Origin of the sequence: Geobacter argillaceus, from assembly GCF_007830735.1 — a bacterium.
Classification (GTDB): domain Bacteria; phylum Desulfobacterota; class Desulfuromonadia; order Geobacterales; family DSM-12255; genus Geomobilibacter; species Geomobilibacter argillaceus.
This window is the reverse complement of sequence record NZ_VLLN01000005.1, coordinates 171,525-194,109: the sequence shown is the minus strand read 5'-3', so window position 1 is coordinate 194,109 and position 22,585 is coordinate 171,525. Positions and strand designations below refer to the sequence as shown.

Annotated in this window: 22 protein-coding genes and 2 tRNA genes; 4 read left to right on the top strand and 20 right to left on the bottom strand. The window is 60.0% G+C overall.

From position 1 onward, the window contains the following. Positions 1-18 precede the first annotated feature (18 nt). Positions 19-504, top strand: coding sequence for a nucleoside 2-deoxyribosyltransferase (locus tag JN12_RS06210; RefSeq protein WP_145019788.1), 486 nt, complete (start codon positions 19-21; stop codon positions 502-504). Positions 505-566: 62 nt separating this feature from the next. On the opposite strand, the gene JN12_RS06205 is transcribed toward JN12_RS06210, so the two are convergent. From JN12_RS06205 to JN12_RS06170, 8 genes are all read right to left on the bottom strand, one after another. Then, positions 567-643: transfer RNA gene (locus JN12_RS06205), tRNA-Arg, on the bottom strand. 12 nt (positions 644-655) lie between these two features. Next, a tRNA-Pro gene (locus JN12_RS06200) sits at positions 656-732 on the bottom strand. Between the two features lie 69 nt (positions 733-801). Beyond that, positions 802-1,398, bottom strand: coding sequence for an XTP/dITP diphosphatase (locus JN12_RS06195; RefSeq protein ID WP_145019785.1), 597 nt, complete (start codon positions 1,396-1,398; stop codon positions 802-804). Then, positions 1,395-2,111, bottom strand: a complete 717-nt coding sequence (gene rph, locus JN12_RS06190; RefSeq protein ID WP_145019782.1) for a ribonuclease PH — start codon at positions 2,109-2,111, stop codon at positions 1,395-1,397. Before rph ends, JN12_RS06195 begins: the two co-directional genes overlap by 4 nt. A 58-nt stretch (positions 2,112-2,169) precedes the next feature. Beyond that, positions 2,170-3,219, bottom strand: coding sequence for a DHH family phosphoesterase (locus tag JN12_RS06185; protein WP_145019779.1), 1,050 nt, complete (start codon positions 3,217-3,219; stop codon positions 2,170-2,172). Positions 3,220-3,249: 30 nt separating this feature from the next. Further along, on the bottom strand, positions 3,250-4,422 hold the full coding sequence (gene nifS / locus JN12_RS06180; RefSeq protein ID WP_145019777.1) for a cysteine desulfurase NifS: 1,173 nt from the start codon (positions 4,420-4,422) through the stop codon (positions 3,250-3,252). Further along, positions 4,419-5,276, bottom strand: coding sequence for a Fe-S cluster assembly protein NifU (nifU, locus tag JN12_RS06175; protein ID WP_145019773.1), 858 nt, complete (start codon positions 5,274-5,276; stop codon positions 4,419-4,421). The genes nifS and nifU overlap by 4 nt, the downstream gene beginning before the upstream one ends. 83 nt (positions 5,277-5,359) lie before the next feature. Then, positions 5,360-6,778: a phosphoglucomutase/phosphomannomutase family protein gene (locus JN12_RS06170; RefSeq protein ID WP_145019770.1), complete on the bottom strand. Its 1,419-nt coding sequence runs from the start codon at positions 6,776-6,778 to the stop codon at positions 5,360-5,362. 179 nt (positions 6,779-6,957) lie between these two features. Between JN12_RS06170 and JN12_RS06165 the strand changes: the two genes are divergently transcribed. Together JN12_RS06165 and JN12_RS06160 are read left to right on the top strand one after the other, a co-directional pair. Further along, a complete protein-coding gene (locus JN12_RS06165; protein WP_145019767.1) occupies positions 6,958-7,254 on the top strand; it encodes a PxxKW family cysteine-rich protein in 297 nt (98 codons plus the stop codon). 74 nt (positions 7,255-7,328) lie between these two features. After that, positions 7,329-7,805, top strand: coding sequence for an NUDIX domain-containing protein (locus tag JN12_RS06160; protein WP_145019764.1), 477 nt, complete (start codon positions 7,329-7,331; stop codon positions 7,803-7,805). Here JN12_RS06160 and JN12_RS06155 read toward each other — a convergent pair. The 8 genes from JN12_RS06155 to JN12_RS06120 all read right to left on the bottom strand — a co-directional run bounded on the left by JN12_RS06155 (position 7,773) and on the right by JN12_RS06120 (position 18,096). Next, on the bottom strand, positions 7,773-10,166 hold the full coding sequence (locus JN12_RS06155) for a putative bifunctional diguanylate cyclase/phosphodiesterase (RefSeq protein ID WP_145019761.1): 2,394 nt from the start codon (positions 10,164-10,166) through the stop codon (positions 7,773-7,775). The two genes, JN12_RS06160 and JN12_RS06155, sit on opposite strands and share 33 nt — an antisense overlap. Positions 10,167-10,199: 33 nt before the next feature. Then, on the bottom strand, positions 10,200-11,009 hold the full coding sequence (locus JN12_RS06150; RefSeq protein WP_145019758.1) for a menaquinone biosynthetic enzyme MqnA/MqnD family protein: 810 nt from the start codon (positions 11,007-11,009) through the stop codon (positions 10,200-10,202). Between the two features lie 129 nt (positions 11,010-11,138). Continuing rightward, positions 11,139-11,525, bottom strand: a complete 387-nt coding sequence (gene gcvH, locus JN12_RS06145) for a glycine cleavage system protein GcvH (RefSeq protein ID WP_145019754.1) — start codon at positions 11,523-11,525, stop codon at positions 11,139-11,141. A 3-nt stretch (positions 11,526-11,528) separates the two neighbouring features. Then, the gene (accC, locus tag JN12_RS06140; protein ID WP_145019751.1) at positions 11,529-12,869 is read right to left on the bottom strand and encodes an acetyl-CoA carboxylase biotin carboxylase subunit; all 1,341 of its coding nucleotides are present in this window, start codon (positions 12,867-12,869) and stop codon (positions 11,529-11,531) included. A gap of 42 nt (positions 12,870-12,911) precedes the next feature. Then, positions 12,912-13,358 (bottom strand): acetyl-CoA carboxylase biotin carboxyl carrier protein, encoded by a 447-nt coding sequence (gene accB / locus JN12_RS06135; protein ID WP_145019748.1) that lies wholly within the window; start codon positions 13,356-13,358, stop codon positions 12,912-12,914. 86 nt (positions 13,359-13,444) lie between these two features. Next, a complete protein-coding gene (locus tag JN12_RS06130; RefSeq protein ID WP_145019745.1) occupies positions 13,445-14,512 on the bottom strand; it encodes a M24 family metallopeptidase in 1,068 nt (355 codons plus the stop codon). Between the two features lie 118 nt (positions 14,513-14,630). Next, positions 14,631-16,010: a sigma-54-dependent transcriptional regulator gene (locus tag JN12_RS06125; RefSeq protein ID WP_145019742.1), complete on the bottom strand. Its 1,380-nt coding sequence runs from the start codon at positions 16,008-16,010 to the stop codon at positions 14,631-14,633. A gap of 121 nt (positions 16,011-16,131) precedes the next feature. Further along, complete coding sequence (locus tag JN12_RS06120) at positions 16,132-18,096, bottom strand: sensor histidine kinase (protein ID WP_145019739.1); 1,965 nt, start codon at positions 18,094-18,096, stop codon at positions 16,132-16,134. Positions 18,097-18,247: 151 nt separating this feature from the next. On the opposite strand from JN12_RS06120, the gene JN12_RS06115 reads away from it, so the two are divergent. Then, positions 18,248-18,796, top strand: a complete 549-nt coding sequence (locus JN12_RS06115; protein WP_145019736.1) for a hypothetical protein — start codon at positions 18,248-18,250, stop codon at positions 18,794-18,796. 15 nt (positions 18,797-18,811) lie between these two features. On the opposite strand, the gene JN12_RS06110 is transcribed toward JN12_RS06115, so the two are convergent. The 4 genes from JN12_RS06110 to JN12_RS06095 form a co-directional block, all read right to left on the bottom strand. Continuing rightward, a complete protein-coding gene (locus JN12_RS06110) occupies positions 18,812-19,582 on the bottom strand; it encodes an inositol monophosphatase family protein (protein ID WP_145019732.1) in 771 nt (256 codons plus the stop codon). A 106-nt stretch (positions 19,583-19,688) separates the two neighbouring features. Then, positions 19,689-20,435 (bottom strand): sensor histidine kinase, encoded by a 747-nt coding sequence (locus tag JN12_RS06105; RefSeq protein WP_145019729.1) that lies wholly within the window; start codon positions 20,433-20,435, stop codon positions 19,689-19,691. A 237-nt stretch (positions 20,436-20,672) separates the two neighbouring features. Continuing rightward, complete coding sequence (locus JN12_RS06100; RefSeq protein ID WP_145019727.1) at positions 20,673-22,136, bottom strand: ammonium transporter; 1,464 nt, start codon at positions 22,134-22,136, stop codon at positions 20,673-20,675. A gap of 99 nt (positions 22,137-22,235) precedes the next feature. Further along, complete coding sequence (locus JN12_RS06095) at positions 22,236-22,574, bottom strand: P-II family nitrogen regulator (protein ID WP_145019724.1); 339 nt, start codon at positions 22,572-22,574, stop codon at positions 22,236-22,238. Positions 22,575-22,585: the final 11 nt, after the last annotated feature.

Sequence of the window (22,585 nt, the reverse complement as noted above, 5' to 3'; positions counted from 1 at the left end):
GCCATCACGAGGGACACCATGCTCCGCACGATCTATCTTGCTTCTCCCCTGGGCTTTTCAACGGAATTCATCGGCTATCGTGAACGGATCAAGCAACGGCTCGCCCTGGCCGGACTGATTGTGTACGATCCGTGGGACAACGAGCGAACGGAGGAGCTAGCCCGGAAACATCGAGAGGCCGCCTCGATCAACGACAGCATCGGCAGGCGCGGAGCCTTCCTGAAGCTTGCCCGGGAAATCGGCGAATACAACGAGCAGTTGATCGTCGCGGCAGGCATGTTCCTGGCCGTTCTGGACGGCATGGAACCGGACAGCGGCACGGTTGCAGAACTAGGCTTCGCCGCGGCCCTTGGTAAACGCTGCTTCGGGTTACGCACGGACGTGCGTCTGTGCGGAGATTTCGAAGGGCTTCCGGTCAACCTGCAACTGCTGCGCTTCATCGAACGGAGCGGCGGCCGCATGTTCAACTCGGTGGATGAACTGGGCCGGGTCGGAGACACTTGAGCGCCCTGCCGGCGCACCAAACAAAAGAGGCCGGGCACATCGCCCGACCTCTTCATTATTTCTGGCACGCCCGACAGGATTCGAACCTGTGGCCTACGGCTTAGAAGGCCGTTGCTCTATCCAGCTGAGCTACGGGCGCTTAGGTAAAAAATGGTCGGGGCGAGACGATTCGAACGTCCGACCCCCTGCTCCCAAGGCAGGTGCGCTACCAGGCTGCGCTACGCCCCGACGAAAAAAAATTTATAGCACACCCGCGGCCTGATACGCAAGCCCAGAATGCACTATGCTGCCACCGGCTCACCCCCGGTACGTCGCCAGATACTCCTTGAGCAGCGCAAACGCCCTGCCGCGGTGACTGATCCGGTTCTTCACCGTCAAGGGGAGTTCGGCCATGGTTTTGCCGTATTCCGGAACGAGAAACAGCGGATCGTATCCGAACCCGCCCTCGCCCGCCGGGGTGGAGAGAATCGTGCCGCGCACCTCGCCGCTGAACGTCCGGCACTCCCCCCCGGGCAGGCAAAAGGCGATGGCGCAGCAAAATGCGGCGCCCCGCTGCTCCTTCTGCACCGCTGCCAGTTCCGTCAGGAGTCGGGCGTTGTTGGCGCCGTCACCGGCCCCCTCGCCGGCAAAACGGGCCGAAAAGACCCCCGGCCTGCCGTCCAGGACATCCACCACCAGGCCGGAGTCGTCGGCAATTGCCGGCAGGCCGCTGGCCTGTGCCGCATGCCTCGCCTTTTTGATGGCGTTTGCCTCGAATGTGGCGCCATCCTCCACTGCAGCCCCGATCTCCGGGAAGTCGGCAAGGGAACGGACCCGCTCCACCACGCCGGACAGGAGTTCTTCCAGTTCCTTGAGCTTGCCCCGGTTTCCGGTCGCCACCAGCAGCTCTTTCATCGGCCCAGCGCCTCCTGCTGCAGGGTCAGGAGCTGCTCGATCCCCGCCATTGCCAGAGAGCGCATGGCGTCCATCTCCTCCACACTGAACGGGGTGGCCTCGGCCGTCCCCTGCACCTCCACGAACCGGCCGGTGGAGGTCATGACGAAATTCATGTCCACATCGGCGGTCGAATCCTCGGGATAGTTCAGGTCCAGCAACACCCGTCCCTCCACGATGCCGACACTCACGGCCGCCACGGCGGCATGCAGCGGGTTGGCGGCCAGCGCCCCCTTGGCGAGAAGTTTATGCACGGCATCGGCCAATGCCACGTAGGCACCGGTGATGGAGGCGGTACGGGTGCCGCCGTCGGCCTGGATGACATCGCAGTCGATGAGGATGCTCCGCTCGCCGAGCAGTGTCAGGTCGGCCACGGCGCGCAGCGACCGGCCGATGAGACGCTGGATTTCATGGGTCCGCCCTCCCACCTTGCCGCGCGACGATTCGCGCGCCGAACGGGTGTGGGTGGCACGGGGGAGCATGGAGTATTCGGCGGTGACCCAGCCGCGCCCCTTGCCGCGCAGAAACGGCGGTACGCTCTCCTCCACCGACGCGGTGCAGATGACCTTGGTGTCGCCAAACTCGACCAGGACCGAGCCTTCGGCATGCTTGAGGTAATTGCGGGTAATCCGGACGGGCCTCAGGCTCTCCGGGGTGCGGCCATCAGTGCGCATGATATCTGTCCTTTGAAATGAATTGTTTCGGCACTATAGCCCGACCGTTGGGCAAGTGTCAACGATCGGCCAGGCCGCGGGGAGGAGTGTCCTGGGCTTCGAATTCGGCCAGGAACCGTTCGGTGAGAATCTTGACGATGCCAGCAATGGCCTCGCCGTCCGGCGGGACCGATTCAATCTTCCCGCCAGCCATCATGCCGTGGCCACCGGCTGCCCCGAGCCCCTGGACAAGCCGTCGGCTGATCTCGCCGGCGTTCAGTTCGTGGCTTGCGGTCCTCATGGAAAAGACGACCCCATCGCTATAGTGACCGATGCTGAGCACGGTCTCAATCTGCTCCAGGCGGATGAGGAAGTCGGCCATCTCGGCGACCATTTCCGGAAAGATGACCCGTTCCAGGTTGACCACCAGCAAGGGACCGTAGATGGCCACATTGTTGAGGGCCCGCTGGATGGTGCGGTAGTAGTCGATCGGCTGGCGGGGGTGGGTGATCTGGTAGAGAAGCCGCTTGTTGGTCAGGGGGAAGAGACGGTGGTAGGCGTCCCGGTCATAGTCGTTCGCCTCGCGCCCCAGGTCCTGGGTTTCGGACTTGATGGCATAAAACAGCGCCGTGGCGAGCTTGGTGGAAATCGGCACCTGCTGGGCAGTCAGGTATTCGTAGAGGATGGTGGCGGTGACCCCATACTCTTCCCGCACGTCCACCCAACGACTTTGGCGCGTCCGGTCACGCAGGGGGTGGTGGTCGATCACCAGATCCACCCTCGCCTCGGCGGGAACCGCATTGTTGCCGGTCCCCGGCTGGGTGTCGAGCATGCAGACGACCTGATAATCGGTAAGATCCACCATGCCGAGGGGCGTGAGGGGGATCTGCAGTTCGTGGGCCATGGCGATGTTCTCGCTGCGGCCGATGATGCCGGAGAACGTAACCACCGACTCCCTGTTCAGCTTCATCACGAAGAGATGGCGCAGCGCAAGTGCCGAGGCAAGGCAATCGGGGTCGGGGTTGTCATGCACGACGATGACGATTTTCCCCCGGCCCCGCACCCAATCGAGCAGGGCATCGGTGATCCGCCTGGTTTCCTGCAGGCGGTCGGTGAGTGCCGTTCCCATACTGCCTGCTGAAGGCTCTGAGCAGGTAGCTCAGAGCCGTTTCAGCAGCTCCCGGCCAAAGGGGGATATCTCCCGCAGGCGCTGGACAATGGGGGGAAGCTCCCTGATCACGGTATCGATCTCGTCGTTCGTGGTGAAACGCGACAGCGAGAACCGGATCGAACCGTGGGCGCAGGTGAACGGGACCCCCATGGCCCGGAGCACGTGCGACGGCTCCAGCGAGCCGGAGGTGCAGGCGCTCCCGGAGGAGGCGCAGACCCCTTTTTCCGACAGGAGCAGGAGGATCGCTTCCCCTTCCACGTATTCGAAGGCGATGGAGAGGGTGTTGGGGAGCCGCTCGGCACCGCCGCCATTGATCCGCGCCGCCGGGATCAGCCGGAGCAGTTCGCTCTCCAGCCGGTCGCGCAGCCCCTTAACCCGGCTGTTCTCGTCTTCCAGCCACTGGCCCGCCAGTTCGCACGCCTTCCCCAGGGCGATGATGGAGGCGGTGTTCTCGGTGCCGGCCCGGCGGTTCTTTTCCTGGTGACCGCCCACCAGGAGCGGCCGGTACGGCACCCCCCGCCGCAGATAGAGGATGCCGATCCCCTTGGGGGCGTGGAGCTTGTGGCCCGAGAGGGAGAGCATGTCGATGGTGGAGCTGGCCAGGTTCAGCGGGATCTTGCCGACGGCCTGGACCGCATCGGTATGGAAGATCGCCCCCTTTTCCTTGACGATCGCGCCGATCTCCTCGATGGGAAAGATGACCCCGGTTTCGTTGTTGGCGTACATGACGGAGACAATGGCCGTATCCTCGTCGATGGCGCTCTTCAGCTCGTCCAGGTCCAGGCGGCCGGCGCTGTCCACATTCAGCTCGGTAACCCGGTAGCCGTGCTTGACCAGGTTCCTCGCCTGGGTAAGGACTGCCGGGTGCTCCACCCGGGTGGTGATGATGTGCCGCCGGGCAGGGAAGACCTCCAGGGCCGAGCGGATGGCGGTGTTGTCGCTCTCGGTGCCGCAGGCGGTGAAGATGATCTCCGACGGATCGGCACCCAGGAGCGCTGCCACCCGCCCCCGCGCCTCGTCCACCTTCCGCTGCACCTGTCCTCCGAAGTAGTGCATGGAGCTCGGGTTGCCGTACAGTTCGGTGAAATAGGGGCGCATCTCCTCGAAGACCGCCTCGTCAACCCTGGTGGTGGCGTTGTTATCCAGATAGATCTCTTTCATCCCTGGACCTCCTCGACGGTGATGTCGTCGCTGACCAGTTCACGGAGCTTCTGCTCCACGAACTTGGAGGTATAGCCGGAGGAAGAGCAACCGGCACAGGCCTTGCGGAAGGCGATCTGGACGTTGGCCCCGGCGATGTCGATCAGTTCCAGGTCGCCGCCGTCGGTCCAGAGCTGTGGCCGAACCTCGTTTTCCAGCACCTCCTGGATGAGCTGCATCTTCCGCAGATTGGTCAGTTTTTCCGGTTTCCTGGGCGGCGACTGCTGCTGTTCACCCAGGACTTCGGCAATGAGTTCCCTGATCTTCGGAAGACAGCCGCCACAGGCACCACCGGCCTTGGTGAAGTGGGTGACCTGTTCCGCGGTGTGCAGCCGGTTCTGGGCGATCACCTTCTTGAGGAAGCCATCGGTAAGGCCGAAGCATTTGCAGACGATCTCCCCTTCCTGCTCCTCGTCATGACCATGATCTTGGGTGGGAACCGGCCCGCCGCGGTACTTGGCAATGGCGACCTCCAGGGCTTCCTGCCCCATGACCGAACAGTGCATCTTCTCTTCGGGCAGTCCGCCCAGGAAGTCGGCGATCTCCTGGTTGGTGATCTGCAGCGCCTCGTCCAGGGTCTTCCCCTTGATCATCTCGGTCAGGGCCGACGATGAGGCAATGGCGCTACCGCAGCCGAAGGTCTGGAATTTGGCGTCAACGATCCGCTCCTTGTTCTCGTCCAGCTTCAGGAACAGTTTCAAGGCATCCCCGCAGGCCAGGCTTCCCACTTCGCCCACGGCGTCCGCATCCTCAATATCTCCCACGTTGCGCGGGTTGAGAAAGTGCTCCTTGACCTTATCCGTGTAATCCCACATGACTTCCTCCAGATTAAGTATTGTTGAGCAACCAGGTAGTAGATTCAACATACTACCCACCCACCCAACAACTCAAGAAATTTTTACTCCAGAATAAACTTCCGACCTGCGACCATGACCTCGTTAAGTCTTGCATCTGTCGATGCCTCACCGTAAAGGCGGACCACCGGCTCGGTCCCGGATTTACGAAACAAGAGCCAACTGCCGTCGGCAAGCAGCAGCTTGGTGCCGTCAATGGTCACGACATTCGTCACCCGGCTACCGGCGATCTCGTTTGGAATCGCCTTCAGCCTGGCGGGAAAGGCCTCTTCCAGCGCCGGCGACAGGGTGATGTTCTCCCGTTTGGTCACGAAACGGCCGACCCGGCCATAGAGCTCCTCCAGGAGCTGGCTGACCGTTTTTCCTTCCCGGGCCACCATCTCCGCCACCAGGAAACAGGCGAGAATGCCGTCCTTTTCCGGCACATGCCCCTTGATGGTGAGACCGGCACTCTCTTCGCCACCGATGATGATCTTGTCCTGGCTGATCAGTTCGCCGATGTATTTGAAGCCGACCGGCGTCTCGAAGACCTCGACCCCGTGATGCCGTGCCACGGCATCGACGAAATGGGAGGTGGCCACGCTCCGGGCGACCCCGCCGCTCATCTTGCGTACCCGCACCAGGTAGTCGAGAAGCAGGGCGATGATATAATTGGGCTCGATGTACGTGCCGTCGCTATCCACGATGCCGAAGCGGTCCGCGTCGCCATCGGTGGCAATGCCGAGGCGGATCGCCGGATCCCCCTTCACCAGTTTGATGAAATCCTGGATGTACTTTTCTGCCGGCTCGGGCGGGAACCCGCCGAAATAGGGGTCGCGTTGATCATTCATGACTTTGATGGCGACACCGGCGGCCCTGAGCGGTTCATCCAGATAGCCGCGTGCCGTACCGTAGAGGGGATTTACCGCCAGGGTGCCGAGACGGGCGATGGCCGAAAAATCGACCTTACCGGCCAGGTCGGCGAGATAGCGCTCACGCGGGTCGATCTCCTCAAGAAGGCCATGCCGCAGCGCCTCGTCCAGCGCCAATTCCCGGTAGCAGACTTCCCCCAGCATTTCGTTGGCCCGCTGTTCGATATCCCTCGTCGTCTCGGGAAGGGCCGGGCCGCCCCAGGCAGGAGAAAACTTGACCCCGTTGTATTCCGGCGGGTTGTGGCTGGCGGTGAAGTTGATGGCACCGGCGGCCCGGCGGCGCAGGATCTCGAACGAGATGACCGGCGTGGGGGTGTCACGGTTGCAGAGAAAGGTCTTGACGCCGGCACCGGCCAGCACCCGGGCAGCCTCCTTGGCAAAACGCTCTCCCATGAAGCGGGAGTCGTAACCGACCACCATCCCCTTGTCCCTGTCCGGTCCGGCCTTGACGTGATCGGCGATTGCCTGCACCACTACCTTCACGTTTTCGAAGACAAAGTCCTCGCACAGAATACCACGCCACCCGGATGTACCGAACGCAATGCGCGCCATGCTCCCTCCTGAAGTGCTGAAATGGGTGCCAACGGAATATTGAACAGTAATATATGGGTCCCGCCCAGTCAAGAAAATCGACCCATAACCGCGGGAATTTCCTGTTGACTTTTTTTGGGCGAAGTTGCTAGAGTTGATTTTACGCGAAAAACGGCAATCATCAAATAGGAGGCTTTTCCATGCAGTGTCAAACAGTTCTTCCTGGTACCGAGTGTACGTTCTGGGGCAAGCAGGGGTGTGTATTCTCCGAAGGTTCCTGCCAGGTTGTAGTAGAAAATTGCGAAGGGTGCGAGCGGGTCATCGACGGGACCATCGGTCGCGTCTGCAGTTCATATCCCGCTCCGGAAAAGAAATGGACCAGCGGCATCTGCAATTTCGCTACCCATGTGAAGGTGGAGATCAAGACCGAAGAAACCAAGATCAACCCCCTCAAGGCCTCCAAGAAGGCATCCGGCGGCGGTGGCAAGAAGAAGTAATCGGCCAACGAAAGAGCAGTTACCAAAGGGAGGATACCCATCCTCCCTTTTTTTATTTTCCAAAGGACAGTGCCATGCCTTTTGAGCTGCTAGCCTGCCCCCGCTGCGGAACAGCGGTCAAGTCGTACCGCAACCCGTTTCCAACCGTGGATATCATCATCGAGGTCAAAGGGGAGATCGTTCTGATCGAACGGAAGAACGCACCGTTTGGCTGGGCACTTCCCGGCGGATTCGTGGATTATGGCGAATCACTTGAAGCGGCAGCGGTGCGGGAAGCTCTGGAGGAGACGTCTCTGGCGGTACGTGATCTCAGGCTGATCGGCTGTTACTCGGATCCGGGGCGGGACCCGCGTCAGCACAACATCTCAACGGTTTTTGCGGCGACTGCGGACGCTGTTCCGATGGCCGGCGACGACGCGACCAGGGCCGCACTCTATTCTCTACAGCGGCTGCCGTCACTTCTCTGCTTCGATCACGACCGGATCATCCGGGATTTTATCTCCCTGCGCGAGAGCGGCCTACTTGCTCGTCTCCCCGTTATCCACCCGTGATTCCCAGCTTTTCCGGCGCATGAACTCCACCACCTTGTCCGGAGGGATCGGCCTGCTGACCAGGTATCCCTGAATTTCGTCGCACATTGCGTCTTTCAGAAAAGCATACTGACCCTCCGTCTCCACCCCTTCGGCAATCACCTTGAGGTCGAGACTGTTCCCCATGGCGATAATGGCAGTGGCAATCGCCGCATCGGTCTTGTTCTGATCTATATCCCGTACGAACGACTTGTCGATCTTCAGGGTGTTCACGGAAAAGCGCTTCAATTGGGCGAGGGACGAGTAGCCGGTGCCGAAATCATCCACCGAAATGTGCACACCCATGTCGCGTAAGCAGGTCAACATCTGGATGATGGAATCAGGATGTTGCATGATGACCGTCTCGGTAATCTCGAACTCCAGGTATACGGGATCAAGACCAGTCCGATGCAGCACGTTCTTAACCACGTCGAGAAAGTTCCTCTGCTGGAGCTGATAGCCGGAAAGGTTCACTGCCACCCGTAACCGTGGCAGTCCTTGTCCTGCCCAGGCCAGATGCTGGCGGCACGCCTCTTCCATGACCCACTCACCGATCGGGATGATAAGCCCGGTTTCTTCCGCCAACGGGATGAATTCGCCCGGCGGCAGAATGCCCAACTCGGGGTGTTCCCACCTCAGAAGCGCTTCCAAAGCGGTAATCTGGCCGCTGACGATATTCACTTTGGGTTGATAATACAGCCTGAACTCGTTCTTATCCAGTGCCTTGCGGAGACTGTTTTCCAGCACCAGGCGCCGGTGGGAATTCTCATCCATGAAGCTGTCGTAGTATTGCAGCACGCCACCTCCCAGCCCCTTGGCATGATACATGGCGACATCGGCCTTCTTGATCAGACTGTCCATATCCTCCGTATCCAGGGGATAGACACTTATGCCGAGACTCGCCGTCACGAACAGTTCATGATCGTCGATGTTATAGGGTCTGGCGATGATGTTCAGGATTTTGTGGGCCACCAACTCCGCATCTTCACGGCGCTCCAGGTTGCAGAGAATGATCGTGTACTCGTCACCGCCAAAGCGGGCCACGGAATCGATCTCCCGCAACGCCCCGGACAACCGCTTTGCCACCTGAACAAGAAGCTTGTCGCCGGTCGGGTGCCCCAACGTGTCATTGATCACCTTGAAGCGATCCAGATCGATGAATAAGAGGGCTGCCAGCTTGTGGTGCCGGTGAGCAAGGGACATGGCCTGCTTCAGCCGATCCAGGAACAGTATCCGGTTGGGAAGACCGGTCAGATTGTCGTGGTGGGCAAGATTGTACAGCCTTGCCTGGGCCAGCTTCCGCTCGGTAACGTCGCGCCAGATCCCCCAGATGGCCGTGGGCATCCCGTCGCGAAAACTGCTGGTGAGGCTCCCCTCCACACTGATATCCTGGCCATCCTTTGCCCTGAAGACCGCCTCAAGGGTGGTCAGGGTCTCGCCTGAACTCACCCGGGCCACCCCTTGTTCACACAGGTTGCGCGAGTCATCGGCCATGAATACCCTGCAGTCTTTCCCGACAAGCTCTTCCTTGCTGTACTGAAGCGTCTGCAGCATGGAACGGTTGGCAAACAGGAGTTGGCCGTCCAGGCTGACGCAGTGGATAAGGTCATTGGCCGTGTCCAGGAAATTGAGGAGCTTTTGCTCGCTCTCCCGCGCCAAAGCAGTCTCGGCCCGGATGACCGACATGAGGAAGGAGGCGATAATGGCCGCTGCCGCATTGAGCAGCCCGACCCAACAGATGATCAGCACGACATAGAGCCAGTCCTCGTGCAGCTGCGTATTGACGAACGGCATCGGCACATAGCTGACCAGAGACCGGTTCTCGAGGATAAGGAGGAGGCCGTAGAGCATCCCCCCCATGGCACCGGCGAACCAGACGCCGCGATACCGTTCCAGCAGGAATGCCGCCTCAATGGTAACGATCAGGTAGACCGGCCAGAACCAGCTGGCTGCCCCGCCGCTGAAATGGGTCAAGACAGTGACAAATAGAAAGTCCAGCAGAATTTCCAGATGGTCGATGTATCGAAGGTGCTGAATCCGGTCGTAGAGGAAGTGGTACACGCTGTTGTAGCACGCTACCACCAGAATGGAGAGAAGGAGGATGAGAACCTGCTGCCAGGAAAGGAAGAAACCGTACCGGCTGAGGGAAAACGTGCAGGCAGCGAAAAGACCATACAGTGAGGTGACGAGCAGGAGCAGCCAGCGCATCTTAGCTACCAGGCGATTCCGCCATAACTGCTCTGCTTCTCTGTCGCCATCGAGAGAAATGCCGAAGAGACGGGTGCCGTTTATGTTCCGGGTGAGGAAATCCACCCACGACACGTCCCGATTGTTTCTAGCCATCCAGACCCCGAACCTCCTGCCAGCGGCAGGAAATTATGTTACGAAACGCAGTTCCGGGGCTACTGGCAGAATACCCAGGTCATGAGCATCCCGGAAGAAGCGACAGACCCCCTGTTGATGGGCCGGCGTCAGGTCGTACGAGATGGTCTGCCAGTAGTCCACCAGCTCTTTTCGGTCCATCCAGGTCGATTCTTGACTGCTTTCGGCAATTTCCCCGTAGGCACCCTCGGCCCGCTGCTTGGCAGCCAGCAGGTCGGCCAGAAGCAGCTTCAGTTCGCCATACTGTCGTTCCGCGACCTCCCGGCGAACGATCCAGAGGGCAAAGACAAAGGGGAACCCTGTGGCCGCATGCCACAGTTCACCGAGGTCGAAACAGAATCCGTCGGGCTTCGCCAGTGCCGTTTTGAGGGCGGTATCGCCAATCAGGAGGCAAGCGGCGAACCGATCAAGATCAAGCCCGTTTGTCGGCTCAAACCGGGCGGTTACGCCGTGGTATTTCTGGAGCAGTATCCTGAGCAGCACCACCGAGGTCTCGGATTCACTGGTCAGGCCGATGGTCTGACCCGCCAACTCCTCGATGGGAACCCGGGAAAAGAGAAACACACTCTTCACCGGACCGATGGCGCTGATGGACAGATCCGGCAGGAGGTAATAACGGTCTGACCGGCGCCCGTACTCAATGGACGAAGAAGGACAGAGATCGATCTCACCCTGGCGCAGCATCCCGTTCAACACAGCCGGCACGCCGCGCACCATCCGGTAACGGTCTGCAGGAAAGTCCTTCATCAGTTCATGAAAGATCGGCGTACAGTTGGCATAGGTAATCTGGCCAATGGTCAGCATGGTCACTCCTTTCATCACCCATCAAATACTATATCCACCACAAAACGATCCGCGGTTTCCTCCGGCCTCATGCGCACAAAAAAAGGGCGAGACCTTCTCTCGCCCTGACTTTTCTATGATAGACCCGGCCTACTCGCTTTCTTCAACCGCCTCGGCATAGTCATCCGCCGTCAACAGCAGTTTCAACTCCTCTGGATCGGACATCTCGACCATGATCAACCAACCGCTGTCATAGGGATCGTCATTGATCTGACCGGGGGAATCGGCCACCTCGCTGTTCACTTCCAGAACGGTGCCGCTGACCGGGGCGTAGAGATCGGCCACGGTCTTGCGCGCCTCTATGGAGCCGAATGAATCGTCCTGCTCCAGTTCGTCCCCCACCGACGGGAGCTCCACGGAGGTGACTATCCCCAGCTCCTCCTGGGCATAATCGGTGATACCGACAATCGCCCTGTCCCCCTCAACCCTGATCCAGAGATGCTCTTTGCTGTACTTCAGCTCTTCCGGCAAATCCATAAATCACTCCAGAACGATGCGCTCCAGGAAACTCGTGTCGATGTCCCCTTCGATGAAGTCCTTGTTGGCCATGATCCGCTTGTGGAAGGGGATGGTGGTCCTGATCCCCTCCACAATGTATTCGTCAAGCGCCCGTGCCATGCGGCGGATTGCCGCCTCGCGGGTCTCGGCATGCACGATCAGCTTGGCGATCAGCGAGTCATAATGTGGAACGACAGTATACCCATCGTACACGAAGGAGTCAACCCGAACGCCGAGGCCACCCGGTGTGTGGTAGGAGGTGATTTTCCCGGGGGACGGGGTAAACTTGACCGGATCTTCGGCATTGATCCGGCACTCGATGGCGTGGCCGTTGATCTTCACGTCCTTCTGGGCGTAGCGGAGCTTTTCCCCGAAGGCCACGCGGATCTGTTCCTGCACGATGTCGATGCCGGTGATCATCTCGGTCACCGGATGTTCCACCTGGATACGGGTGTTCATCTCCATGAAGTAGAAATTGTTGTCCTTGTCCACCAGGAATTCGATGGTGCCGGCGCTGGAGTAGCCAACCGCCTTGGCGGCCCGCACGGCAGCCTCGCCCATGGTGGCCCGCAGCTCGGGAGTACTGATCACCGACGGCGCCTCCTCGATGATCTTCTGGTGCCTCCGCTGAATGGAGCAGTCCCGTTCCCCCAGGTGAATGACATTGCCGTGCTTGTCGCCGAGGATCTGGATTTCCACATGCCGCGGCCGCTCGCAGTACTTTTCGATGTAGACCTCGGGATTGCCGAAACCGGACTGGGCCTCGGCCCTGGCCGTGGCAAAGGCATTGGGAAGTGCTGCCGGCGAATGAACGATCTTCATCCCCCGTCCACCGCCACCGGCCGTTGCCTTGATGATGACCGGAAAACCGATTTCCTTGGCGATCCGGACCGCCTCGTCAACATCCTTCACCCCCTCCTTGGTACCGGGGAGGATCGGCACATTCTCCTTGATCACCGCCTGGCGGGCGCTGATCTTGTCACCCATGACCCGCATGCTGTGGGAGGAGGGGCCGATGAAGGTGATGCCGCACTGCTCGCAGATCTCGGCAAAGCGGGCGTTCTCGGAGAGAAAGCCGTAGCCGGGATGGATCGCCTCGCTATCGGTCAGTTCGGCAGCACTGATGATGGCGTTGATGTTGAGGTAGCTCGAAAGGCTGGGAGGCGGGCCGATGCAAACGCTCTCGTCAGCCAGCTTCACGTGGAGCGAATCTTTGTCGGCCGTCGAGTAGACCGCCACGGTCTTGATCCCGAGCTCCTTGCAGGCCCGGATGATGCGCATGGCGATCTCGCCCCGGTTGGCGATGAGCACTTTATGGAACATGAAGTTAGTTCTCCGATCTCAGTTCTTTACTGACCGTTTCACCTACAGCCGCTCAACGATGAAGAGCGGGTCGCCATACTCCACCGGCTGGGCGTTCTCCTTGCAGATCTTGACGATCTTGCAGCGGTACTCGGCCTCGATCTCGTTCATCAGCTTCATTGCCTCGACAATGCACAGGACCTGCCCCTTCTCCACGACTTGGCCGACCTCCGCATACGGGTCGGCATCGGGTGCCGGGGCACGGTAGAAGGTGCCGACGATCGGGGAGGTGATCTTGTCGCCGGCCGGCTCGGCATCGACGGTCGCTGCCGGTGCGGCAGCCACCGGAGCAGGCGCAGGAGCGTAGACCGGCGCCGGGGCTGCCAGGTGGACCACCTGCTGGGAACCACGCTTGATGCTGATCTTTTCCTCCTGGGTCTCGATCTCGAACTCGGTGATGTCGCTAGCGGTCACTATCGTGATGAGCTGCTTCAGATCCTTGATATCCATCGATGTCTCCTTTGATTGATTGTGTTGTACTGCACTATGGTAAACGCACCCCATGAGACCGGCAGGCCGATGTCCGTCCGGGGCTCTCAGACGATGCGCAGTTCCTTTGATACGCCGGTGAGGAGTCGGCAACCGTTACCGGTCACCACCACCGTATCCTCGATCCTGACGCCACCGAAGCCGGGAATGTAGATCCCCGGCTCGACGGTAAAGACCATTCCTTCTTCAACCAGTTGCTCGCTCCGGTACGAAACCACCGGCTTTTCGTGCACCTCGATACCGACTCCGTGTCCCAGACCATGGCCGAAGTACGGACCAAACCCCTTCTCTTCGATATAGCCGCGGGCAATCCGGTCCAGGTCACGGCAGGCGATTCCCGGCCGAACCGCAGCGATGGCCAGGTCATGGGCCTCTTTCACCACCCGGTAGATCTCCCGCTGGCGGTCATCGGCACGCCCTACCGCCACAGTGACCGTTTCGTCGGAACAGTACCCCCGGTAACGGGCACCAAAGTCGAACGTCACCAGTTCCCCGGCAGCCACGACCTTCTCCGAGGCCCGGCCGTGGGGCAGCGCCCCTCGCTCCCCGGACGCGACGATGAAGTCGAATGAGCGATCGTCGGCGCCGCGCCGACGCATGGCAACCTCCAGTGCCAGGGCCAGCTCCTGCTCCACCGCGCCCGGCCGTACCAGAGGGAGAATCTCTTCCAGCGCTGCCGAGGCAATGGCGCTACAGTCCGACAGGAGTTCCAGCTCTGCCGGCTCCTTCACGAGTCGCAGGCCGTTCAGTTCGGCTTCCAGCGGTACCAGCTCCACACCGGCAAGGGCATCGGTGAGTGCGCGGTAAAACGCCACCGTGGTCTGTTCCGCCTCGATCCCCACCCGCACCAGGGAGGCCTCGGTACACAGCTCAGCCACCCCCTCCACCTTGGCCCGGTACTCACGAACCCGGCAGTGGGAAGCCTCCTGACCCGCCTGGGTCGTATAGCGGGAATCGGTCAGGAACCAGGCCCCATCCCCGGCAACCACCAACACGCCGTCGCTGCCGGTGAACCCGGCCAGGTAGCGGATGTTCGGCAGGCCGGTGAAGATCAGGGCATCCAGGCCGAGCTCGGAACGGAGACGGCCAGCCTTCAAGACTCTGCTATGTAGCATATATTGCTTCTCCAGCACAATCCTTTTTCATCAAAACTAAAACCCCGTTACCGTGACACCATGAAGTTACCTAACAACACGGGGCCACCCCCTCAACAGCCCTTTAGTGAAAGTAAAATCACTCTTTTTTCAGTCCGTACTTCTTTATCTTACGGTACATGGTGGCCATGTTGATCCCCACATCCCTGGCTGCGGACTCCACGTTCCAACCATGCCGGCCGAGCAGGCCACGCAGGTATTCGCTCTCGAAACGGGACATGACCGCCGCGTAGTCACTGTCACCGCAGATCTCGCTCAGTGGCCCCAATGGCTCCCCTTCCGGAAGTTCGACAAACTGGGACAGCACCTCAAGACTGATGGAGTCTTCGCTCTCCATCGCCATCGAGGCCTCGATGACGTTCTTCAGCTGCCGGATGTTTCCGGGCCACTCGTAGGCACAGGCCACGGCAAGGGCATCGGGGGAGAACCCTTTTACCCGGGTGCCGAACTTGTCGTTCTGTTCCCGAATGAAATGAGCCGCCAGGAGCGGGATGTCAGCCTGCCGCTCCCGCAAAGGAGGGAGATGGATATTCACCACATTGAGACGGTAATAGAGGTCTTCCCTGAATTCGCCGCTCTTCACCGCACCCTTCAGGTCGGAGTTGGTGGCCGACAGTACCCGGACGTCCACTTTGGTCGGTGTCGTGTCGCCGATCCGGAGGAATTCCTGTTCCTGGAGGAAACGGAGCAGGGTCTTCTGCACGTTCATCGGCAGGTTCCCCACCTCGTCCAGAAACAGGGTTCCTCCGTCGGCCGCCTCCAGAAGCCCCTGCCGGTTCTCCTTGGCCCCGGTAAAGGCCCCTTTCCGGTAGCCGAACAGCTCGCTCTCCAGGATCGACTCGGGCAGCGCCCCGCAGTTGATGGCAACGAACCGCTTCTGTTTCCGAGGTGAATTGTAGTGGATCGCCTGGGCGATCAGTTCCTTGCCGGTGCCCGATTCGCCGGTGATCAGCACCGACGTGTCGCGGATCGCCACCTTCTCCACCCGCTCCAGCAACTGCCTGAGGCCACCCGAGGCACCGATGATGTTGTCGAAGTTGAATTTGCCGGCCAGTTCCGCCTTCAGTTCACGGTTCTCTTCCAGGAGCTCGGTCTGTTTCAGGGCGTTCTTCACCCGGTAGAGCAGTTCCTCGGGCTCGAACGGTTTGGTCAGCATGTCGTAGGCCCCGCGGCGCAGTGCCTGAATCGACATCTCCACCGTGGCATAGGCAGTGACCATGATGACCGGCAGTGTCGGATCCTTCTGTTTGATCCGCTGCAGCACCTCCAGGCCATCCATCCCCGGCATCTTGATGTCGGATATGACCAGATCCCACTCCCCGGCCCGGAATTCCTCGACGGCGTCGAACGAGCGGGTAAAGGCCTTCACGCTATAGCCGTTGTCGAGAAGGATCGCCTCCATCATCCGACAGAGCCCTTCCTCGTTGTCGACCAAAAGGATTCTCTTCTTATCGGTCACACTGCACCCGCTCCGGAAAGAATGTATCTGTGGGCAGCCGGCTACTTCGGTCCGCCACGCGACAAAAGCATGTCTAAGCGTAAATCAGACAGGTGTCAAGGGAGAATACCGGTGCCCCGGATCAAAGCGCCTCCGGCTCCACAGGCAGGCGCACCGTCACCGTGGTCCCCTCCCCCACCGTACTGTCGATAACGATCCGGCCGTGGTGCTGCTCAACGATCTGTTTGGTAATGGCAAGCCCGAGCCCGGTCCCTTTGGCCTTGGTGGTAAAAAACGGCTCAAAGATCTTTTCCAGGTTCTCCTGCGGAATGCCGTTACCGTTATCGCGAAAGGTCATGACCACATCATCCCCATCCAGACCGGTGGCCACGGTCAGGGTACCGCCGTCAGTCATGGCGGCGCCGGCGTTCAGGATCAGGTTGATCGCCACCTGACGCATCAGGTCGCCGTCCAGCATGACCGGCGGCAGGTCACGACCGAACGCCCTGGTCACCGTCACGTTGTGCATGTCCGTATGGTTGGCGGCAAAATCGACAATCTGGTCGAGCAGCGCATTGAGATCTGTCTCCTCCCGGGCCGGCTTGGGGGTTCGGGCATAATTCAGAAGGTCCTGAACGATCTTCTTGCACCGCTTGCTCTCGCGCTTGATCTCTTGGATGTAGCGGTAGTTCGCGTCCTCGGGTGGAAGCTTTCCCTCCAGGTAGGCGGCATACCCCAGAATAACACCGAGCGGATTATTGATCTCGTGGGCCACCCCGGACGACAGAACACCAAGGGACGCCATCTTCCCCTGCTGGGCCAGAGTCGCCTCCATCTCCTGGTTGTGCTTTATCATGGCGGTCATCCGGTTGAAGGCGGTTGCCAGTTCACCCAGTTCGTCGCCCGTTGTGACCTCCATCCGCTCATCCAGTCTCCCCCGCTTTACCTTGCGGATGATGTCGATCATATGGTTGATCGGATCGGTCAGCACCTTGGAGGCGAAAACCACCATCCCCAGGGCCACCAACGAACAGACGGCGGTCAGGATCATCATCCAGACCAGAATCCGCGAGGTGATCTTGTTGGCCTCGTGGTAGAACTCCTCCTCGTAGGAGCCGACCGCCACGATCCAGTCCCACGGGGCGAAATATTCGAACCTGACGATCTTCATCCGTGGTGTCGGATCACCCACATTCTTCCAGGGATACCGTATCCAGCCGCTCTTTTTCTCACACATCTCCCGGATGAATGGCCGGCCGTCCGTATCCCGGGTATCGAAAAAATTCTTTCCCTCGCCGGTGGGATGGACCATAAAGGTCCCTTTGCGGTCCATGCAGAAGATGTAACCGGTGGTTCCCACCTGCTTGCTCTTGATCTTCTCCTTGAGCGCGGCAAAGGAACGGCGCTCGAACTCCACGCTTTCATAGCTCTCTTCCAGGTACCCACCGGCGGCAATGATCAAGTCCAGTTCCCGGAAGTAGCGGTAGGCAACCACCTTGTTGCGCGGCGTCGGATCGCCGAGGACGGCATTGCGCCAGGGGTAGATGATGAACAGCACCTCTCCCGGTCGTGACTTGACGGCCTTCTGGCACATCTCCCGAATGAAGTGGCGGCCGTTCTCGTCCTTCTCGTTGTAAACGTTCTCACCTTCGCGGGCGATATGCACCTTCAGGTCGCCCCGACTGGTCATGGCGTAGATGTAGCCGGTTTCACCGACATTAACCCTTTTGAGCGCCTTGCGCGCCTCCTCCAGGGCGGTCTGCATGCTGATCTGACCGCTGACCGCCTGCCGGTACTCGGTTTCCACCAGATTGTAGGAGAGGTTGGCCAGGGTGGCCAGTTCCTGCCGGAAACTCCGCTCCTTGTCCTGTTTGTAGACCTGGAACTGTTGGTAATGGGAGTTGAGCAGGTCGCCGGTAAAGGAGGCCATGTGGTCCAGATCGTCCTTGCTCGTCTGGGTTATGCCGCGATAGGCCTGTTTGGTGGCGATGTAACCGGTAACCCCGCCAACGATGAAGATCGGAATGGTGACCAGCGGCAACACCAGCACCACCATCTTCCAGCGGAGCTTCAGGTTGTTTATGACATTGAAGAGATAATGATGCACGAACACTCCCCGGCTGCGCACTGTATACAAAAAATTTCTTATACCCTATCCGGACAGAAGAAGAAAGCAACTATCCACTGCCCCCTTTGCAAAACAGGGTGAGGCATGATAAAAAATGTCACCGGGAATTTAGTTGGAAGGAGATGCTTATATGTCTGCGTGGATCAGAACCATTACCGTCACCCTGCTCTTGTTGCTCGTTGCGTCGGCCTCGATGGCAGATACGATGGCACCGGGCGAAAACACCCGGTGGCGCAAACGGAGCGGAGCACCTGAACCGGCCACGAAAGAGGAAAAACTGGCCGTGGAATTGATAGCGAAGCAAGAACAGTTGCTACAGCGCGGCCGCTATACCGTGCAGTACGACGGCGAGCGGGGAGAGTATGCCCAGGTATCCGTCCGTCTCACCGGTGGAGACGGTGACGTGGATACCATCCGGCGTTTTCTGGTCAAGGACAGCCGGATCGTGGCATACGCCGACCCGGTATACGAGCAGGCGCCACGGAAAATCGATCCGCGGCGCAGGGAGAATGCCCTGATGATAGCCCGCCAGACCAGGGCGGGGGAAGCGCCTAACCGGCCGGGCATCTATAACGGCTTCATGTACACGGCGGAAATCGACGGCTGCAAGGCCATTGTCACGGAACGGAATACGGAACGGGAGGTCGTGGAGACCTACGAATTCGAACTCTGCCAATAGGCAATTGCCTCGACCCTACCGTGCCAGTAGCTCCAGCATCGCTTCGTGAATAAGTCCGTTACTGGCCACGATCCGGTGATCGTAAACCGAATGCGGCTCGCCCGAGTGGTTGGTTACCCGGCCACCCGCCTCGCTCACCAGAAGCTCGCCAGCCGCCATGTCCCACGGTTTCAGCTTGCACTCCCAGTATCCATCCAGGCGTCCGGCCGCCACATATGCCAGATCAAGGGCAGCTGCCCCGGCACGCCGTATGCCCCTGACCGCCAGCTGAAACCTGCAGAAATGGTCCAGGTTGTTCTCGTTGTCGCAGGTGCCATCGTACGGGAAACCGGTGGCCAGCAGGCACTGCCGTAACGGTTGCCGCCGGGAAACGGCCAGCCGCTCCCCATTCAGCCAGGCCCCCTCCCCTTTCACCGCCGTGAAGAGCTCGTCCAGCACCGGCTGATAGACCACCCCCACCCGAATGTCGCCCTCGATCTCCAGGGCAATGGATACGGCAAACCAGGGGAACCCATGGGCATAATTGGTGGTCCCGTCCAGCGGATCGATAATCCAGCGGTGTGACCCCTTCAGCTCGCCGTAATCGTTCTCCTCGGCCAGGATATCGTGATCCGGGAAGCGGCTCAGCAGCAATGAGACGATCCGCTCTTCGCAGGCCCGGTCCACTTCCGTCACCAGATCGGTTTCACCCTTGAACCGGATATCGATATCGCTCCAAAGCCGGCTGCGCTGCAGTTCACCCGCGATTCTGGCAGCATCGATGGCAGCTTCGAGATAGTTGTGCATACGGTCACTCCTGCATGGGCTGGTAGGTAGCAAAGCATCTTTGCACAATTTTACGGCAGGGTAAACAGGGGAATATGTGGAAAGGTGGGAGGACGCCCCGGAATAGTCAGTCGACCGAAGGAACCGTGACCATGAAGGTGGTCCCTTCACCGGCCACACTCGACACGGTGATTTCGCCGCCAGCCGCTTCCAGGAGCCTGGCCGTGACGAAAAGTCCGAGCCCGGTCCCCTCGCCGGCTGACTTGGTGGTGTAAAACGGCTCGAAAATACGGCCAAGACGGTCCGGCGGGATGCCGCAGCCGGTATCGGCAACGGAAAGAGTAGGGCGTCGATCCAGGTCGAGAAACGTCCGCAAATGGAGCGTTCCGCCGTCGGACATGGCCTGGAGCGCATTCATCACCAGGTTGATGAGTATCTGCTTCAGGACGTTGCTCTCCACGGCAACGGATGGCAGGGTGAAGTCCAGTTCCTCGACTACGGCTACGGACCGCTTACGGGCCTCGTAGTGGAGAAGGGCCAGCACTTCGCGCACGACCTGACTGAGATCGCTTTCCCCCTCCTGCCGCTCATCCTGTCGCACAAAGGTGAGGACACCTCGCACCATGCCGGAGAGACGGTGGGCCTCCTCGCCGATCCGCTCCACCATCTCCCGGGTAAACGGGGGGAGTTCATCCTCCCGGAGGATCAATTGGGCAGCCGAGGCGATTACCGACAGGGGGGTATTCAGTTCGTGGACTATGCCGGCGGAGATCCGTCCCAGCTCGGCCAACCGCTCGCTTGACGCGAGCTGTTCGAGCATGCCCGCATCAAGGGCGTTCCGTTCGCTGCTCAGGTTGTGGGTTGGATGGGTCATTGCCACTCCGGTCGCCACGAAATTATGGCTAACCCATTAAACGCACAAGGTGTGCCAAACTCCAGCAACGTGGACATGATGACCGTTTAACGGGAACTTGCCGCTTCCGGCGCTCCCTGCAACCGCGTCCCAATCACGGAAAACTGCCCAATCAAACATCAATAGTGCCCAATTTATCGGCACAAAAAAGGGCCGCCCCGCAAGGCGGCCCCGTCATCTCCGTAACGACGAGATGGACTAGTTGTACGCGCTCTCCGAATGCTGGGTCTGATCGAGCCCCATGATCTCGTCTTCCTTTTCCACACGAAGACCGATGGTCTTGTCGAGAATGAAGGAAATGATCAGGGTGACGATGAAGGCGTAGGCACCGGCAGCGACCACGGCAATCACCTGGGTAACGAACTGCCCCACGTTCCCCGACATCAGGCCGGTAGCCCCGACCGTAGCCAGGACGCCGGTGATGAGGGCGCCGAAGGTTCCCCCTACACCATGAACGCCGAAGGCGTCAAGGGAGTCGTCGTACTTCAGCTTGGCCTTCATCATGACACCAAGGTAACAGATGCCCCCTGCACCCAGGCCAATGATGATGGCAGAGCCCGGTTGGACGAAGCCGGCAGCGGGAGTGATACCAACCAGACCGGCCACGACGCCGGAACCGAAGCCAAGGGCCGAAGGCTTGCCGGAGTGTATCCACTCGGCGATCATCCAGGCGAGTCCGCCGGCAGCAGGAGCGATGGTGGTGGTGGCAAAGGCGAGGCCGGCGAGACCGCCGGCGGCGTCGGAGCAGTTCGCACCGACAATGGCGCTGCCGGCATTGAAGCCGAACCAGCCGAACCAGAGAAGACCGACACCGATCAGGGTCAGCGGGAGGCTATGGGGAGCCATCCGCTCCTGCGGAAAACCGCGCCGCTTGCCAAGAAAAATGAGAAAGGCCAGGGCCGAGATACCGGAGGAGAGGTGGACGACCGTACCACCGGCAAAATCGAGCGCACCTTTCTTGAACAGCCAGCCATCGGTCATCCAGACCCAGTGGGCCAGCGGATCATAGACCAACGTGGTCCAGAGGAGCACGAAGAGACAGTAGGCGGAGAACTTGACACGCTCGGCCAGGGCACCGGAGATGAGGGCCACGGTGATCATGGCGAACATGCACTGGTACATGGCAAAGACGTATTCCGGAATGGCACCGGGCTCGGTCGGCACATTCTGGAACAGGGCGTAGATCGGGACGCCAGCCTTGAAAGAGATGAGACCGCTCAGCATCGCCTTGGAAAAGTTGCCGATCAGGCCACCACTAACGTCGGGGCCAAAGGCCAGCGAATAACCGATGACCGCCCACTGCACCCCGACAATCCCCATGGCCACGAAGGAATGCATCATGGTGGAGAGGACGTTCTTCTGCCTGACCATGCCGCCGTAGAATAGGGCCAGACCGGGAATCATGAGCAGGACCAGGGCACTGGAAACCAGCATCCAGGCGGTATCGCCGGTATTGAGGACCGGGTCGACGTTCTTCGGTTTGGCCGCCTCGGCCGGGGCCGCCGCAGGTGCGGCTGCAGGTACAGGGACTGCGGCGGCCCCGGCTGACGAGACTGCTGTCTGTGTCTGGACCGGGGCAGCGGGCGCCTTGGCTTCTTCGCCGAAGGCGGCGGCAGAGACGCTGAGCAGTCCTGCCAGACTCAGTGCGGCCACACTGTGCATTAGGTAACTCGGCCTCATAGCCGACAACAACTTGATACATCCTTGTACCATCGGTACATCCTCCTTTGTTTCGATTTGGTAGATGGCCCAGCCATCAGTTTATATCGCCTCGTCACCCCGTTCACCGGTCCTGATCCTGATCGCTTCATCCAGCGGTATGACAAAAATCTTCCCGTCGCCGATGCGGCCTGTCCTGGCCGTGGTTTCAATGGTCTCGATGATTTTGACAACCAGATCGTCGGGGACCACAATTTCCAGTTTGACCTTGGGAATGAAATCCACCACGTACTCCGCGCCGCGGTACAGCTCGGTGTGGCCCTTTTGCCGGCCGAACCCCTTTACTTCCGATACCGTGATACCCTCGACCCCTATTTCGTTCAGGGCCTCTTTCACCTCGTCCAGCTTGAACGGTTTGATGATGGCTTCTATAAGCTTCATTGCTTACCTCC

Excerpts from the sequence above, each read along its gene's own strand:
- JN12_RS06210 (WP_145019788.1), top strand. The coding sequence starts at position 19 with ATGCTCCGCACGATCTATCTTGCTTCTCCCCTGGGCTTTTCAACGGAA.
- JN12_RS06195 (WP_145019785.1), bottom strand. The coding sequence starts at position 1,398 with ATGAAAGAGCTGCTGGTGGCGACCGGAAACCGGGGCAAGCTCAAGGAA.
- rph (WP_145019782.1), bottom strand. The coding sequence starts at position 2,111 with ATGCGCACTGATGGCCGCACCCCGGAGAGCCTGAGGCCCGTCCGGATT.
- JN12_RS06185 (WP_145019779.1), bottom strand. The coding sequence starts at position 3,219 with ATGGGAACGGCACTCACCGACCGCCTGCAGGAAACCAGGCGGATCACC.
- nifS (WP_145019777.1), bottom strand. The coding sequence starts at position 4,422 with ATGAAAGAGATCTATCTGGATAACAACGCCACCACCAGGGTTGACGAG.
- nifU (WP_145019773.1), bottom strand. The coding sequence starts at position 5,276 with ATGTGGGATTACACGGATAAGGTCAAGGAGCACTTTCTCAACCCGCGC.
- JN12_RS06170 (WP_145019770.1), bottom strand. The coding sequence starts at position 6,778 with ATGGCGCGCATTGCGTTCGGTACATCCGGGTGGCGTGGTATTCTGTGC.
- JN12_RS06165 (WP_145019767.1), top strand. The coding sequence starts at position 6,958 with ATGCAGTGTCAAACAGTTCTTCCTGGTACCGAGTGTACGTTCTGGGGC.
- JN12_RS06160 (WP_145019764.1), top strand. The coding sequence starts at position 7,329 with ATGCCTTTTGAGCTGCTAGCCTGCCCCCGCTGCGGAACAGCGGTCAAG.
- JN12_RS06155 (WP_145019761.1), bottom strand. The coding sequence starts at position 10,166 with ATGGCTAGAAACAATCGGGACGTGTCGTGGGTGGATTTCCTCACCCGG.
- JN12_RS06150 (WP_145019758.1), bottom strand. The coding sequence starts at position 11,009 with ATGCTGACCATTGGCCAGATTACCTATGCCAACTGTACGCCGATCTTT.
- gcvH (WP_145019754.1), bottom strand. The coding sequence starts at position 11,525 with ATGGATTTGCCGGAAGAGCTGAAGTACAGCAAAGAGCATCTCTGGATC.
- accC (WP_145019751.1), bottom strand. The coding sequence starts at position 12,869 with ATGTTCCATAAAGTGCTCATCGCCAACCGGGGCGAGATCGCCATGCGC.
- accB (WP_145019748.1), bottom strand. The coding sequence starts at position 13,358 with ATGGATATCAAGGATCTGAAGCAGCTCATCACGATAGTGACCGCTAGC.
- JN12_RS06130 (WP_145019745.1), bottom strand. The coding sequence starts at position 14,512 with ATGCTACATAGCAGAGTCTTGAAGGCTGGCCGTCTCCGTTCCGAGCTC.
- JN12_RS06115 (WP_145019736.1), top strand. The coding sequence starts at position 18,248 with ATGTCTGCGTGGATCAGAACCATTACCGTCACCCTGCTCTTGTTGCTC.
- JN12_RS06110 (WP_145019732.1), bottom strand. The coding sequence starts at position 19,582 with ATGCACAACTATCTCGAAGCTGCCATCGATGCTGCCAGAATCGCGGGT.
- JN12_RS06105 (WP_145019729.1), bottom strand. The coding sequence starts at position 20,435 with ATGACCCATCCAACCCACAACCTGAGCAGCGAACGGAACGCCCTTGAT.
- JN12_RS06100 (WP_145019727.1), bottom strand. The coding sequence starts at position 22,136 with ATGCACAGTGTGGCCGCACTGAGTCTGGCAGGACTGCTCAGCGTCTCT.
- JN12_RS06095 (WP_145019724.1), bottom strand. The coding sequence starts at position 22,574 with ATGAAGCTTATAGAAGCCATCATCAAACCGTTCAAGCTGGACGAGGTG.